This is a genomic window from Modestobacter sp. NPDC049651 (genome assembly GCF_040659695.1).
GTDB lineage: Bacteria > Actinomycetota > Actinomycetes > Mycobacteriales > Geodermatophilaceae > Modestobacter.
On sequence record NZ_JBFAOG010000012.1, the window covers coordinates 1 to 15,135 of the forward strand.

General features: G+C 72.6%; 13 protein-coding genes. 6 read left to right on the forward strand and 7 right to left on the reverse strand.

The window, feature by feature from the left end; all coding sequences use genetic code 11:
• Together AB0J00_RS15930 and AB0J00_RS15935 are read left to right on the forward strand one after the other, a co-directional pair.
• The coding region (locus AB0J00_RS15930) for an RHS repeat-associated core domain-containing protein (RefSeq protein ID WP_357746265.1) at window positions 1-2,816 on the forward strand (2,816 nt) is incomplete at its 5' end.
• Window positions 2,807-3,139 carry a hypothetical protein gene (locus tag AB0J00_RS15935; RefSeq protein ID WP_357746268.1) on the forward strand — a complete coding sequence of 111 codons (333 nt, stop codon included), beginning with the start codon at window positions 2,807-2,809 and terminating at the stop codon, window positions 3,137-3,139. The genes AB0J00_RS15930 and AB0J00_RS15935, both read left to right, overlap by 10 nt.
• Window positions 3,140-4,339: 1,200 nt before the next feature.
• Here the strand turns inward: AB0J00_RS15935 and AB0J00_RS15940 are convergent.
• Window positions 4,340-5,035: a hypothetical protein gene (locus AB0J00_RS15940; RefSeq protein ID WP_357746270.1), complete on the reverse strand. Its 696-nt coding sequence runs from the start codon at window positions 5,033-5,035 to the stop codon at window positions 4,340-4,342.
• A 449-nt stretch (window positions 5,036-5,484) separates the two neighbouring features.
• Window positions 5,485-5,838, reverse strand: a complete 354-nt coding sequence (locus tag AB0J00_RS15945; RefSeq protein ID WP_357746272.1) for a PRC-barrel domain-containing protein — start codon at window positions 5,836-5,838, stop codon at window positions 5,485-5,487.
• Between the two features lie 146 nt (window positions 5,839-5,984).
• On the opposite strand from AB0J00_RS15945, the gene AB0J00_RS15950 reads away from it, so the two are divergent.
• Both AB0J00_RS15950 and AB0J00_RS15955 read left to right on the forward strand, forming a co-directional pair.
• Window positions 5,985-6,248, forward strand: coding sequence for a hypothetical protein (locus AB0J00_RS15950; RefSeq protein ID WP_357746275.1), 264 nt, complete (start codon window positions 5,985-5,987; stop codon window positions 6,246-6,248).
• Between the two features lie 20 nt (window positions 6,249-6,268).
• Window positions 6,269-6,667 carry an AAA family ATPase gene (locus AB0J00_RS15955; protein ID WP_357746277.1) on the forward strand — a complete coding sequence of 133 codons (399 nt, stop codon included), beginning with the start codon at window positions 6,269-6,271 and terminating at the stop codon, window positions 6,665-6,667.
• Here AB0J00_RS15955 and AB0J00_RS15960 read toward each other — a convergent pair.
• The 5 genes from AB0J00_RS15960 to AB0J00_RS15980 all read right to left on the reverse strand — a co-directional run bounded on the left by AB0J00_RS15960 (window position 6,664) and on the right by AB0J00_RS15980 (window position 10,422).
• Complete coding sequence (locus tag AB0J00_RS15960; protein WP_357746280.1) at window positions 6,664-7,383, reverse strand: alpha/beta hydrolase; 720 nt, start codon at window positions 7,381-7,383, stop codon at window positions 6,664-6,666. The two genes, AB0J00_RS15955 and AB0J00_RS15960, sit on opposite strands and share 4 nt — an antisense overlap.
• A gap of 139 nt (window positions 7,384-7,522) precedes the next feature.
• Window positions 7,523-8,008, reverse strand: a complete 486-nt coding sequence (locus AB0J00_RS15965; RefSeq protein ID WP_357746282.1) for an ATP-binding protein — start codon at window positions 8,006-8,008, stop codon at window positions 7,523-7,525.
• 89 nt (window positions 8,009-8,097) lie between these two features.
• Window positions 8,098-8,511, reverse strand: coding sequence for an STAS domain-containing protein (locus AB0J00_RS15970; protein ID WP_357746285.1), 414 nt, complete (start codon window positions 8,509-8,511; stop codon window positions 8,098-8,100).
• Between the two features lie 103 nt (window positions 8,512-8,614).
• Window positions 8,615-9,586, reverse strand: a complete 972-nt coding sequence (locus AB0J00_RS15975) for a nucleoside hydrolase (protein ID WP_357746287.1) — start codon at window positions 9,584-9,586, stop codon at window positions 8,615-8,617.
• A gap of 698 nt (window positions 9,587-10,284) precedes the next feature.
• Window positions 10,285-10,422, reverse strand: a complete 138-nt coding sequence (locus tag AB0J00_RS15980; RefSeq protein ID WP_357746289.1) for a hypothetical protein — start codon at window positions 10,420-10,422, stop codon at window positions 10,285-10,287.
• A 351-nt stretch (window positions 10,423-10,773) separates the two neighbouring features.
• On the opposite strand from AB0J00_RS15980, the gene AB0J00_RS15985 reads away from it, so the two are divergent.
• Complete coding sequence (locus tag AB0J00_RS15985; RefSeq protein ID WP_357746291.1) at window positions 10,774-12,618, forward strand: gamma-glutamyltransferase family protein; 1,845 nt, start codon at window positions 10,774-10,776, stop codon at window positions 12,616-12,618.
• A gap of 133 nt (window positions 12,619-12,751) precedes the next feature.
• The coding region (locus tag AB0J00_RS15990; RefSeq protein WP_357746294.1) for a SpoIIE family protein phosphatase at window positions 12,752-15,135 on the forward strand (2,384 nt) is incomplete at its 3' end.

Consider the following 15,135-nt stretch of genomic DNA (forward strand, 5'->3'; position numbering starts at 1 on the left):
GCGCCCTGGGCCTGCCAACCACCGCACTGCCCGCCGACCTCACCGCCAGCGGTAACGATCAGGCACTGGCTGATGCCCACACCCGCGCCGACGCGCTGGCCACCCGCACCAGCTACGAGCCCGGGCCGGTCAGCTTCGACGAGCGGGTGACCACCGTGCAGCAGCCGGTGCACCTGCTGATGACCGGCTCTGGGCCGGCCGGCCCGGCGACGGCCACCGCCGGCCGCACGGTCACCACCACCAGGTACGACGAGGGCCGGCCCACCGACGCGCCGAAGACCTCTGCCGACCTGGCCACCACCGTGGTGGAGGGCACGCTGCGCGGCGCCACCACCGCGTTCACCGACGGCGCGTTGGTGGACACCCGCAAGACCACCACCGCCTACGACTGGAAGCTCGGCCTGCCCACCACCGTGGTCAGCGACCCGGGCGGGCTGAACATCACCCGCACCACCAGCTACGACACCCTGGGCCGGGTCATCCAGACCGTGATGCCCAACGACGTCGGCAAGACGGGCGCCGCCACCGCCGCGGGCACCACCGTCACCACCTACTACGGGCCTGGCGCGGCCGGGGTCTGCGGCAGCGACGCCCGCATCTGGGCGTGGGGCGGCATGACGTGTGCGGTCGGCCCGGCCGGCACCATCACCGGCGCACCCGCCGGTTCCGCGACCACCCTGCCCACCACCGTCACCGAGTACGGCCGCACCGGAACGGTCACCAAGACCATCGAGACCTCCGGCGGCGGCTCGAGCGCGATGGTGCGCACCACCACCACTGCCTACGACGCCGCCGACCGGGCCCGGCAGGTCACCATCACCGGCACCGGCCCCGGCTGGACCCCCACGGCTGCCACCAGCAACGGGGCCGGCACGTCGCTGACCCGCACCACCACCTACAACGCCGCCGGCGACGTCACCGCGGTCACCGACCCCGGCACCACGCCGGGCAGCAGCGCGTCGATCACCACGGTCACCGACACCCTCGGCCGCGGCATCGCCAGCATCGACGCCACCGGGCTGAAGACCACCACCAGCTACGACGCGCTGGACCGGGCCACCGAGTCGACCCAGTCCGGCACCATCTCAGGCGCCCTCCGCAGCTACACCACCACCAACACCTACGACCCAGTCACCGGCCAGCTCACCGCAGGCACCGACACGACCGCCGGCGCGTCCACCGCCAGCTACAGCCTGGATGGCGCCGTGGTCCGCCAGACCTGGACCGACGCCGCCGGCGCGCCGCTGTCGGCCACCACCCTCACCGACACCGCCGGCACCCCCACCGCCAAGACCTGGCGCAGCGGCACCACCGTGCTACTGGCCAACACCACCCAGGAGGACGGTCACAGCCAGGTCATTACCGACCAGACCAGCCTGCCCGGCCTCGCCACCGGCGCCCGGGTGCGCCGCTACGGCTACGACACCAACGGACGGCTGGTCAACGCCGCCGATACCCGCACCACCGCCCCGACCGGTGGCGGCACGGCGGTGCAGCAGTGCGCGGTGCGGTCCTGGGCGTTCGACCTGAACTCCAACCGCACCACCGAAGGCAGCACCACCGCCGCCGGCGCCTGCGCGGCCACCGGCTACCCGACACCGGCCGGCACCACCACCCACACCTACGACACCGCCGATCAGATCACCGACATCACCGGCGGCATCCCCACCGCTTATGACGCGTTCGGGCGCACCACCGCCCTGGCCGGCACCAGCGCCGGCGCACCCGGCGGGACGGCGAAGTTGACCACCGTCGGCTACACGATCACCGACATGGCCGCCACTCAGGCCCTCTACAGCGGCACCACCACCGGCAGCGGACTCGAGTCCACCCAGACGTGGACCGTCGACCCCACCGGTACCCGGTTCGCTGCCTCCACCATCACCACCGGTACTGGCACTGGCGCGACATCGGTGACCAAGACCTACCGCTACGACGACAGCCACGACTCCCCGGCGCTGATCGACGAAGGCAACGGGCTCACCACCCGCCCCGTCGCCGACCTCGCCGGAGACATGACCGCCACCGTCAGCATCTCCACCACCGGCGGCACCGAGACCACCTGGCAGCTGACCAACCTGCACGGCGACGTCACCGCTACCCTCCCCAACCGCTCCGGCGCCACCCCAGCCCCCACCGCAGTCGTCGACGAGTACGGCAAACCCTTGGACACCCCGGTCACCGCACCGGCGGTCGGCGCCACCCCGGGGACCCGCTACAACTGGCTTGGCGGCAAACAGCGCTCCAACGAGAACATCACCGGCCTCATCCTCATGGGCGTCAGGCTTTACGCCCCTAGCTTCGGCCGCTTTTTGAGCACTGACCCCGTGCCGGGCGGGAGCGCTAATGACTATGACTACTCCAACGCGGATCCCGTCAACCAAAGTGACCTTGACGGAAAGTGGCCCAGCTTAAGAAAGCTTAAGAGCTTCGCCAAAAAGCACTGGGTTGATATCGCGCTAATTGCAGCAGGATTCATCCCAGGAGTGGGAGCAGCTGCATGGGCGATTAAAGCTGCGAGGCTGGTGAAGGCTGTCCGAGCTGGGCAGCAGGGACTTAAGGCCACCCGGGCTACAAGCGCACTTGCGGGCCGCATGTGGGTCGGTCGAGGAGCTACTAAGCTCACAATGAAGAACGGTAAGAAGTACCTCACTCGCGGTGCCGGACATGAGGCTAAGCAGTGGCGACCAGCCTCTTGGAAGAATAATCAAAAGGCCTACACAAGTAACTTTGAGAGCAGTACAAAGGGCTATAATACGTATAGCAATGTCCACGTGGAGCACAGAGCCCCTGTTCGAGGGATGCCGTGGCTGTGATCGAGAATATTTCCTATTTTCTAATCGTTGATAGAGCCAGTGGTCGGGTGGTGGGCTACGCCGCCTACGGCACCGCCGAGTTTTCGCTCAGACGACGGCGCGGGCTTAAAGTTCAACGTGAGAACCTGGTCAAATTAATGTCGAACGTCTACGTCATAGCGGAAGGGGGCGCGTCCGGCTTTGGCATCTGTGATGAAGAAGAGGTGGAGTCCTACCGTCAGGGAGTAATTCGTTACCGGGGCATCACCTACAGGTTACAGAAGGCTCCGGCGGAAATGGTGGATGAGCTTTGGGACGAATATCTAGGCGAAAGCTTTGACTAATCGGTCAGTTGACCTGATGGGCCACAGGCGACCAGTCGCCGCTCTCAGCGTAAATCGGCCCCATTTGCACTCAACTCTTGATAGGCGAGACCGTGCTGGAGCGACCCGTTGGGACGGCAGGTGCCACCAATCGCAACGCGATCTGATGGTTAGCGGTCGACCGTTGTTTCACTATCTCGAATAAGAGGGCCCCTGCGTGGCCGGCCGGCGCCCGGATGCCGCTCAGGGTGCCGACCAGAAACGCCCGTTATTGGGCTGCCCGAAACTGGACCCTTTTCGGGTCGCCGAGGGCGTCCTAGCCCGTCGGCAACGGTCCTTTTGGGTCGGCCCAAGGGTGTCATGCAACGCACCTCCTGGGCGCATCCGGTCTGCGCTGGGGTAGTCGACGGTGGACGGCATCGGCCCGGTGCGTCACTCACTAGTCTCGGGTCTCTCGTCAACGGACAAGTGGAGGGAATGCACTGATGTCTGATCACCGCAAATGGCCCGAGCCTCCCGTCGCATTTTGGACAGCATGGGCGACCATCTGCTTCATAGTGGTGGTCGTCGGGGTCGCGACCGACCACACTGGGGTGCTGCTAGGTGCGAGCACGGGATTTCTCCTCTCCATAATTCTCCTCTTCGCTGAGTTGTGCAGATTGCGCAGGTCGAGAAGCTGATCGCGGCAACGTGGACAACGATTCGATCGGGTCTCTCAAAGTCCATCGGCTTGGCCGCAACTGCAACTGGTCTAGCTTTGACCCTGCGGCTGGGTCGCAGCTGATCGCATGTGTGGTGCCATGCGGCCATCTGTGCCGTTTTACTAACTGTTCCGGTCGTTGACCTCAGCGCGCGACCGGGAAACTGCAACCACGGCTTCGACACGGATACAAGATTGCTGCCGCCGAGTCCACCCCCCCCCCCGCCGGGGAGGACGCCACTGCGGACCAGTAACGCCCGTCACTGGGCCTGCCCGACCCCCTCTTGACTCGTCGGGCGTACGCGCAGGTCGGTCGACGGGTTCACCGGCCCAGAACTCGTGTCCGAAATTTGCGGCCCGAATCCGGCGGCCCCTGACCTTTGTGGGCCGTCTACTTGTGGGCCACCTTGCAGGAGTACCTGCCCACCGAGCTCGTCGCGATGTCCGCAGCTGGACCATGAGCTCATGGCGCTGGCGCGGCAGGCTGTTCCGCCTCCGTGATGGCGTTCGCGCAGGCCTACTCAGACGACCGGGGGACGATCGGGCAGCGGCCAGGGGACGGCGATGGTTCCTGCAAGGAGAATCCAGAACTCGGCCAGTCCATCCGGCCGGCTGAAGTGGCTCAGGGCGATGGAAGGCCCCTGTGGCTGCTCGTGCGTGCGCATGAGCGGCATCGAGAGGGCGTAGTCACTGACCGGGGTGTCCGAGCGGGATGGCGCGTTCCGAGCCGCTAGAAGGTCACGCCGGATCACCTCGGCGCAGGGCGTCGCCGGAATCGACGCAAGGTCCAAGCAGGCCGCCAGGTATGCCTGTTTCATGGCCGCGAGCTTGTAGCGCCGCGGATCGGGTGGCGTGAACTCGAGCGTGAAGTTGGGCCCCTTGAGCAGGGGCTCAGCGTCAGGGTGCATCGGGCCGTCGATGATCAAGACGAACTGACCGTCCGGCGTTCGACGACGGAGCAGCCGGGGAAGCCTCCGGGCGCCGAGCAATGCATCGGCCGTGACTCTTGTGCTGCGGAGCGCGTCGTCTCGCCAGTCGACGAGATCGGCCTCGAGGCGGCCCAGACCGTTGTTGCATGCCGCGCACGTCCACGTCCGGGGCTGCCCACCCAGCGCCCGTGGCGGTACGTGCTCCTCGCTTCCAGCTTCTGGAGCCAGGCAGATTGGGCACCGGTCGAACCGATGACCTGGGACCTCGCGGATGACGGTGAGGCGCACAGACGAAACGCTGTCCGCCGGCTCGTTAATTACCTCGAGCGACTGACTGTGGTCGCCCTCAACGCTGAACCGTCGGGCAGGGATGCGTCCCCTACCCCGGCGCGACAGGTCGCCGTCCGCACTGTCCCCGATGGTCCCCGACCACACGAGCGCAGTCTGTCAGCATCGGTTATGCGCGAACCCTGGCGACCCGGAACAGTCACAGGCGCGACCGTGAGGTGAAGGACGTTGTCTAACGGTCCAACAGCTAGCGCTCCGCCTTGACCTAGAAGGTCAACTGGCGCGCCAACTCGACAGGAGTGGCCAACCTTGGCGGCGTACATCCAGCGCCACTTGCTCTCTGGGTGCGCGCTCGAACCTGTGTCGGTGAGAAGTCGGAGCGGCGACCAGCTCGTGGACTACCCGAGGTCCTCTGCGCGCAGGAGGCAGTTGGAGACGCCGGGGGAAAGTCAGCGGCGGGCCAGGCGGCGGACGCCGGGGGTGTAGGGCAGGCCGTAGTGCTCGAACACGCCCGGCTCCTGGTCGACGGTCAGCTCGCCGTCGGTGTCGATCGTCGGGGCGTTCTTCACCACGTCCTTGCCCACCGTCACCTTCACGTGGTCGGGCGCGACGGTCGCGCCGGTCAGCGGCACGAAGGTGAGCTTGTGCCGGCCGATGATCCCGGTGACCACCGCGGCGAAGAACGGCTCGTCGGTGGTCGTGTCCACGTACACCGACTCGAGCGTGCCGATCTTGCTCCCACTCGGGTCGACCACGTTCATCGTGCGCCAGTCGCGGATGTTCTCGGCGGGGAAGACGGCCACGGGGCCCTCCTTCTAGAGCGTCGGACAGTCACCTGCTCACTGCCCTTGGCGGGCGTCGCCGAACCATGATCGACGGGAAGCCGGTACCCCCTGGGGGTGTTGTACCTGCTGCCGGACGACGAGCGCCCGGCAGATCGGAGGACGCCGTGAAGGGTGATCGGGTCGAGATCGTGATCGACGCCGGCGGCAGCACGCGTACGTACGACATCGAGGCCACCCGGGCCGGCCGCCGGGTGGAGACCACGCACGGCCGCGGCGTGGTCGAGGTGACCGAGGTGACCCGCGGCGGCACCGCCGTCCGCACCGCGCGCTTCATGGCCGGCCGGGTGCTCGCCCTCGTCGAGCACCCCGCACCCCGCCCGGCCGAGGACGACGACGCCCCGGTGACCCACCTGCGGGCGACGGCCTGACCGAGCAGCAGGAGCTCGTCGTGCTGGTCGGGCTCCAGGGGGCGGGCAAGTCCACCTGGGTCGCCGAGCACCTCGCCGGCACCCACACCGTCGTCAGTAAGGACCACTGGCCCAACGCCCGCCGCCGGGAGGCCCGCCAGCAGCGGGTGGTCGCCGAGCTGCTGGCCGAGGGCCGCAGCGTCGTCGTCGACAACACCAACCCCTCGGTCGCCGAGCGGGCGCCGCTGATCGCGCTGGCCCGCGCGGCCGGCGTCGCCGTCCGGGCCGTGCACCTGGACACCCCGCTGGAGACCGCGCTCGCCCGCAACGGGGCCCGCACCGGCCGGGCGCAGGTGCCCCTGGTCGGGGTGTTCAGCACCCGCGCCCGGCTCGTGCCTCCGTCGCTCGACGAGGGCTTCGACGCCGTCGAGACCGTCTAGGCCTGAGCGGGCGCCGCCGCGTCGGCGGCCTCGAGCACCAGCTCGACGGTCTCGGCCGGGTGCGACATGCCCACCACGTGCGAGGCGCCGGCGATCTCCACCGCGCGCCGGACCCCGGCCCGCTCGGCCATCGTCCGCATGGCGGCCACCGGGATGTTCCGGTCCTGGTCGCCGAAGATCGACCAGCTGGGCACCGACTGCCACAGCGGCGCGGGGCCCGATGCCTCCCCGAGCGCGGCGTCGGTGATCGGCCGCTGGGTCACCGCCATCAGCCGGGCCTGGCGCTCAGACAGGTCCGCGCAGAACTGCTGGTGGAACCGGTCCTGCGCGATGTACAGGTCGTTGCCCCCGCCGGCCAGCGGCACCGGCTGCAGCGTCTCGCCCAGCGTGCTCCCTGGCGCCAGCGCAGAGGCGTCCGCGCAGCTCTCCCCGGCGATCAGCGGGAAGCTCGCCACGTAGACGATCCCGGTCACCGAGCCGGCGCCGGCGGAGACGTTCGTGATCACCGCACCGCCGTACGAGTGCCCGACCAGCACCACCGGCCCGTCGATCGAGCGCACCAGGTCGGTGAGCGCGGCGGCGTCGGCGGCCACGCCGCGCAGCGGGTTGGCCCAGGCCACCACGGTGTGGCCCCGCTCGGTGAGCGGGTCGATCACGTCGTTCCAGCTGGAGGAGTCGGCGAAGGCGCCGTGGACGAGCACGATGGTCTGCTGCATGGCTGCTCCTGCTCGGGGGCGAGCGGCGACGGACGTCGGACCGCGCCGCGAGCCTTCGGGGGCACCGCGCCGAGCAGCCGGAACGGGGTGGTCCGCAAGCAGCCGACCAGCCGCGCCCTCACCGAGGGCAGCCGGGGAGTTACGCGGCGGGGCCGGAGGAGGTGCGCGGCCGGGGCAGCGACGCCGCCGCCTCCAGCCCGGAGGGCAGCCGAGCCCAGACGTGCTTGCGACCCGGGCTCGACGCCCAGCCGTAGTCGGTCGACAACTGCGCGACCATCGGCAGCCCCATCCCGCCGAACGCCGGGTCGCGGTCGACCGCCGGGCGCGGGGGCGCGTCGGGCGCCTCGTCGCTCAGCACGATCAGCCAGCCCGACGGGACGGCGACGATCATCGCCTCGACCACGCCGCCGCCGTGCCGCAGCGCGTTCGACGCGAGCTCCTCGAAGGTGAGCAGCAGGCCCTCGCGGGCGTCCTCGGTCGACCGGGCCGCCAGCGACGGGTGCGCCAGCCGCGCCCGCAGGTCCATCCGGACCCGGGACGCGTCGTGGACGGTGGGCAGCTCCCAGCGCCACACGTCCCCGTGCTCGGTGGGGACCGGCGCCGAAGGCCAGACCAGTCCACTCACGCTCCACGCCCTCCCACCGGCCGTCTGCTCCGCCGCACCCATCGTGGCCGACAACTGCGCGTAGCGCACACCGGGGTGGTGCGGGAGGGTCAGGAGGGCTGCTCGTCCAGGGGGTTGTCCGGCGCCTCGCCGGCCATGCCCTGCACGTCGAGGCGCTCCAGCAGGCCGGTCAGCTCCAGCGGTCCGGTGACGACGCGGCTGGTCGCCACCACCCGGACGTGCTTGCCCTTCGCCTCGCGGTGCTGGCTGAGCCAGACCAGGGCGGTCACCCCGGCCGAGCCGAAGAAGGTGACGCCGGAGAGGTCGACGGTCAGCAGCCGCTCCGCGCGGCGCAGCGCCTGCAGCAGGCTGCGCTGGAGCAGCGGGTTGCCCGCGGCGTCCAGCTCACCGGTCACCGAGGCGACCACCTCGCCCGGCTGCCGGCCGTCGACGAGCGTCACCTCGAACGGCGCCTCGCCGTCGACCGCTCTGACCGTGTTGATGGGTCCTCCTCGTCGGACCACGACTGAACCTGTTCCCCGTCGTGTGTACATCAGTGATCGTGTGTGCTGCCCGGGGGTCCCCGGAACCCACCGGGCCGGAACCTTCCCCCGGACGGGGGACGACTCACGCCGGTGCGGCTGCGGCGAGCGCGGCGATCCGGCTCACCAGGAACTCGACGGCCGCCTCGCTGTCGACCTCCTCGGCCACCTGCACGGCCGTCGCGGCGGTCGACGCCGCCCGCCGGTCGACCAGCGTCTGCCCCCGGCCGGCGCCGTGCCCGGTGTCGACGACGACGTCCCGCGGCACCGTGCGCAGCGTCCCCGGGGCGATCGCCTCGGTGAGCGCCAGCGCGTCGTGCACCACGACGCCGTCGATCCCGTACTGGGTGCGGGCGTTGTCGACGTACTGGCCCAGGATCGCGGCGGCCTGCGCGCCGACCTCCCCGGCGGCGGCGAACCGCGCGATGCCCGCGGCGGTGAGCACGGTGGGCAGCGTGACGTCCAGGCCGACCATCACCGTGGGCAGCCCGGCGGTGAACACGACGTGCGCGGCCTCCGGGTCGGCCCAGACGTTGAACTCCGCGGCCCCGGTGACGTTGCCGCCCCGCGCCGCCGAGCCGCCCATCACCACCAGCCGGCCGATCCGCGCCGCGGCGTCCGGGTAGACCGACACCAGCTGAGCGATGTTGGTCAGCGGGCCGATCGCCGCCACGGTCACCGGCAGCTCGCTGCTCAACAGGAGCTCGGCCAGCGCGACGACGGCGGGCCGCGGGTCGACCGCCGCGGGGGAGGGTGGCAGGACGACGCCGCCCAGGCCCGCCTCACCGTGCACGTGCCCCGCCCGTCGGGGCTGCGGGAACACCAGCGACGTGCGCGCCCCCACGGCCACCGGCACGTCGGAGCGGCCGGCCAGGTGCAGCACCCGCAGCGCGTTCTCGGTGGTCAGCTCCAGCCCCACGTTGCCGTGCACCGTCGTCACCAGCCGCAGGTCCACCTCCGGGCTCGCCAGCGCGAGCAGCACGGCGAGCGCGTCGTCGATGCCCGGATCGGTGTCGATCACCAGCGGAACGGGGGCGGGGGAGGTGGCGGGATCCACCCGCTCATCCCACCAGACACACGCGACACGCCGGTGCGCCGCCCGGCCCGGCGGGGTCACCGCGCGCTGCGGACGGTGACCGTGCGGCGCTGACCTGCGGTTCCACCCCGAACTGTCGACTTGTGACCGGTCCGTCCGCACGGTCACCGGCCCGCAGCGGAGGGCCGGGCAACGGTTCGGTCACGCGCCCGGACCGGAGCGTCCCGGAAGGGCGTCCGCGGCGCCCGTCGTCCCTACCTTTTCCCTTGTCCGCGGCACCTTCCCCGCCGCGGCGACACGGGAGGAGCAGCGATGGGAGGCGGAGCGATGCCAGACACCCACCGGGCGGCGGTGGCCCGGCGCGAGACCGAGGCGCGCGCCGCCGAGCAGGTGCTGCCCCAGGCCATGCGCGAGGCCATGCGCGCCGCGATCGCCGGCCCCGGCGTCATGTCCGACCGGGCCGCGCTGGGCCTGTTCGGGATCCGCCCCGCCACGCCGGTGGTGGTGCCGGCGACGATGACCGAGTTCGTCGTCCCCGCCGCACCGGCCGCGCCGGCCGCCACCCCGCCCGCGCCGCGCCCCCGGGACGCCGAGCTGCCGGTGGTCGCCGCGCCGTCCCGCCGTCCGGGCCTGCTGGCCCGCGCCGCCGACCGCGCTGCCGGCTGGGGCGCCGGCGCCGACCACGGCCGGCTGGCCTGGAACCGGCCCCGGGTGCACGCCTACTCCCTCGGCGGCAGCACCGGCCCGGCCCGGCCCGTGCCCGCGCCGGCTCCGTCCGCGGTGCCCGCCCCGGCGACCGCGCCCTCGACCCAGGTGCGGTTCGACGAGGCGCTGGAGGCCTTCGTCGCGGCGTCCACCGACCTGACCGTGGACCTGCTGGCCACGCCGGTGCACCTGGCCCCGGCCCCGCCGCTGCTCGTCCGGCCGCTGCAGGCGCTGGCCGGCGGGCTGCGCGCGGCCGTGCGCCGGGCCGGCGGCTGGGGCAGCGGCACGCACGGCGCCCGGCTGGCCTGGAACCGGCCGGACACCCCGGTGGTGCGCAGCCTCGCTCCCACCCCACAGACCTCGCCGGCGCTGCGCCACCGCGCGCCGGAGGACGACCAGCCCGTGCCGGTGCACGAGCTGCCCAGCACCCCGGCGAACCCCCGGCCCCCGCGCGGCGACGCGCGCAGAGGCGCACGGCAGTCCGGGATGCCTAGGGTTGCTCCGTGTCCCGCAACCAAGCGTTCACCACGCGCCCGGAGCTGGCCGGCACCTTCGGCATGGTCGCCTCGACGCACTGGCTCGCCAGTGCAGCAGGCATGGCGACCCTCGAGGCCGGTGGCAACGCGTTCGATGCCGCGGTCGCTGCGGGATTCGCCCTGCAGGTGGTCGAGCCGCACCTCAACGGCCCGGGGGGCGAGGTCCCGGTCCTCTTCGCCCGGAGCCCGCGGGCAGCCTCCGGTGCGGGGGTCCCCGTCGTGCTGTCCGGTCAGGGGGTCGCCCCCGCCGGCGCGACGATCGAGGCCTTCTCCGACCTCGGTCTCGGGCTGGTCCCGGGCACCGGACTCCTCGCGGCCACCGTGCCGGGGGCAGTCGGCGCCTGGCTGACCCTCCTGCGCGACCACGGCACCCTGCCGCTGGCCGCCGTCCTCCGCTACGCCATCGAGTACGCCGAGCACGGCCACCCCCTCGTACCCCGGGTGGCCGCGACCGTCGCCTCGGTCTCCGAGCACTTCCGCACCCACTGGCCGACCTCGGCCGCCACCTGGCTCGCTTCCGACGGTGCACCCCCGGTGCCCGGCCGCCTGTTCCGCAACCCGGTCCTCGCCTCGACCTACCGCCGACTGCTCGACGCAGCGCGCGGACCCTCCCGAGAGGCGCAGATCGACGCGGCCCTGGCTGCCTGGTACACCGGGTTCGTCGCCGAAGCGGTCGACCAGTTCGCCCGGTACCCCGTGATGGACGACTCCGGCCGTCGCCACCCAGGGTTTCTGACCGGGCACGACCTGGCCGCGTGGCGACCGTCGTACGAGCCGCCGGTCACCCTGGACTGGCGTGGGTGGACGCTCGCGAAGGCCGGCCCCTGGTCGCAAGGCCCGGCGCTGCTCCAGGCGTTGGCGATGCTGGACGGCGTCCTGCCGGCTGGTCCCGCGGACCGGTCCGCCTCCGTCCCCGAAGACGCAGTCACCGCCGAGGTGGTGCATGCCAGCGTCGAGGCGACGAAGTTGGCGATGGCCGACCGCGAGGCCTGGTACGGGGACGTGGCCGACGTACCGGTGGGCGACCTGCTGTCGCCGACCTACACCGCCGGACGGCGGGCGCTCATCGGGGACCGGGCCAGCACCGAGCTGCGGCCCGGCTCACCCGGTGGGCGCCCGCCACGGCTCCCCCGCTTCGTCACCCACACCTCCGCCCGCGAGCACCCCTCCGCCGGCACGCTCGCCGGGGTGGGGGAGCCCACCGTCGACACCCGCGGCACGACCCGCGGCGACACCTGCCACGTCGACGTCGTCGACCGCTGGGGCAACATCGTCTCGGCCACGCCGTCCGGCGGTTGGCTGCAGAGCTCGCCGGTCATCCCGTCCCTGGGCTTCCCGCTGGGCACCCGCGCGCAGATGTTCTGGCTGGAGCCCGGGCTGCCCAACTCGCTGGCGCCGGGCAAGCGCCCGCGCACCACGCTCACCCCGTCGCTCGCCCTGCGCGGCGGCGTGCCGACGATGGCGTTCGGCACCCCGGGCGGTGACCAGCAGGAGCAGTGGCAGCTGTGCTTCTGGCTGGCGCACACCCTCGGCGGGCTGGACCTGCAGGAGGCCATCGACGCGCCGGCCTGGCACACCACCAGCTTCCCGTCGTCGTTCTTCCCGCGGGAGACGAACCCCGGCGAGGTCGTGGTCGAGTCGCGGGTCGGCGAGGGCGTGATCGCCGAGCTGCGCCGCCGCGGCCACACCGTGCAGGTGTCCGACGCCTGGTCGCTGGGCCGGCTGTCGGCGGTGTCGATCGACCACGAGCAGGGCGTGCTGCGGGCCGCGGCCAACCCGCGCGGCATGCAGGGCTACGCGGTCGGCCGCTGAGACGCGGCGTTTCCGGATCCGGGTGTTCCACTCCCGGGAGCTGGGCCGTTACGGTGTGCGCGACCTGCTGGCGACGACCGCCCCGCGGGCGGACCGGCGGGTCCAGGAGTGCCCGAGGAAGTGAGTGCCCAGGGTGAGCGGTCCCCCGACCGGAACCGACGTCCGCGCCGAGGCGCCGGCGGACGCTGAGCGGCTCGCCCTCGTCCGCCGGCTGGAGGCCACCGCGCTGGGGGCCAGCGGGCTGCGCCGGCTCACCGAGCTCGCCACCCGGCTGCTCGACGTCGACGCCGCCCAGGTGTCGCTGCTGGGGGAGCACCAGACCGCGGTGGTGGTCAGCGGCCGGTCCGCGAACGCCGCCGGCGACCACCTGCCGCTGCCCGACTCGCTGTGCGCCCTCGCGCTGGACGGCGCCCCCGAGCCGCTGGTCGTCGCCGACGCGGCGCACGACCCCCGGGTCGCGGGCCGCTCGCCGGTGGCCGACGGCGAGATCGGCGCCTACCTCGGCGTCCCGCTCGGCGAGGTGCAGGGCCACCGGGTGGGCGTGCTGTGCGCCTACGGGCCGGAGCCCCGGGCGTGGACCGAGCGCGACGTCGCCCTGCTGCGGCTGATGGCCGACTCGGCCGCCGTCGAGCTCGAGCTCGCCGCGCTGGTCCGGGTGCACGAGGACACCCGGCTGCGGCTCGAGCTGGCCGTCGACGCCGCCGGGATCGGCACCTTCGACAGCGACCTGGTCACCGGCCGGCTCAACTGGGACGACCGCACCCAGCAGCTCTACGGCTACGAGCCGGGCGGCTTCTCCGGCGAGCCGGCGGCGATGGCCGAGCGGCTGCACCCGGAGGACCGGGGCCGCGTGATGGCGTCGCTGCGGGCCGCGGTCGAGGACGGCTCCACCTTCGAGCACGAGTACCGGGTGGTGCTGCCCGACGGCTCGGTGCGCTGGCTGCAGGCCCGCGGCCGGATCGTCGCCGACGCCGACGGGCGCCCGCTGCGGATCATCGGCGCCGTCCACGACACCACCCGCCAGCGGCACACCGACGCCCAGGTGGCCCGGGTCCTCGAGACGATGCCCGCGGCCTTCTACTCGCTGACCGCCGACCTGCGGTTCAGCTACGTCAACGCGCACGCCGAGCGGCTGCTCGACCGGCCCCGCGAGGAGCTGCTCGGCCGGCCGCTGGCCGAGGTCTTCCCGATCGCCCAGACCCGCACGTTCCTCGACCACTACCGGACGGCGGTGGAGACGGGGCTGCCGGTGAGCTTCGAGGCCGCCCAGCCCGGGCCCGACGGCCGCTGGTTCGAGGTGCGCGCCCTGCCCGGCCCCGAGGGGCTGGCCGTCTACCTGGTCGACGTCACCGCGCGCCGCCGGGCGCAGCGGGCGGCCGACCTCCAGGCGCAGCGGCTGGGGCTGCTCGGCCAGGTGTCCGAGGCGCTGTCCAGCGCGCTGATCGAGCGCCGCGGCGCCCGCGCGGCGCTGGACGAGCTCAGCTCCGCGATGGTCCCGGCCCTCGCCGACTGGGTGATGGCCAGCCTGGTGGGGGAGGACAGCCGGCTGCACGAGGTCGTCAGCTGGCACCGCGACCCGGCGCTGCGGCCGGCCACCGCCCGGTACGCCGAGCTGCGGCTGGCCGCCCTGCCGCAGGCCGCCCCGCTCTTCCGCGCCCTCGGCCAGCGCGAGCTCGTGCACATCCCCGACCTGCCCGGCGAGGTGGGCGGGCTGCTGCCGGCCGGTGAGGTGCGCGAGCTGTTCGACGCGCTGGGGCCGGTCAGCGGGGTCGCCGTGCCGCTCATGGCCCGCGGCCGGGCCCTCGGCTCGCTCACCCTCGGCCGGGGGCGCGACCGGGAGCCGTGGGACGACGACGACCTGCGCACCGTGCAGGAGGTCGCCGACCGGGTCGCGCTCGCGCTGGACAGCGCCGCGCTGCACGAGCACGAGCGCCGGATGGCCGCCGACCTGCAGCGCAGCCTGCTCACCGACCCGCCGCAGCCCGACCACTGCCAGATCGCCGTCCGATACGTGCCCGCGGTGCGGGCCGCCCAGGTCGGCGGCGACTGGTACGACGCCTTCCTGCAGCGCGACGGCGCCACGGTGCTGGTGATCGGCGACGTCGTCGGTCACGACACGGTCGCCGCCGCGGCGATGGGCCAGCTGCGCAGCCTGCTGCGGGCGATCGCCTACAGCAGCGGCGCCGGGCCGGCCGCCGTCCTGACCGACCTGGACCGGGCGATGGCCGGGCTGCAGGTGCACACCCTGGCCACCGCCGCGGTGGCCCGGCTGGAGCGCGACGCGGGGGACCCCGACCAGGTCCGGCTGCGCTGGTCGAGCGCCGGGCACCCGCCGCTGCTGGTGCGCCACGACGACGGGCGGGTCGAGGAGCTCGGTCAGGAGATCAGCGACCTCATCCTCGGCGTCGACCCGGACACCGCGCGCAACGAGCACGTGACGCCGCTGCGCCGGGGCGCGACGGTGCTGATGTACACCGACGGCCTGGTGGAGAGCCGGGAGCTGCCGGTCGACGAGCG

What these genes read in the sequence shown, in the direction of transcription:
- AB0J00_RS15960 (WP_357746280.1), bottom strand. Translation starts at nt 7,383, where the DNA reads ATGCAGCAGACCATCGTGCTCGTCCACGGCGCCTTCGCCGACTCCTCC.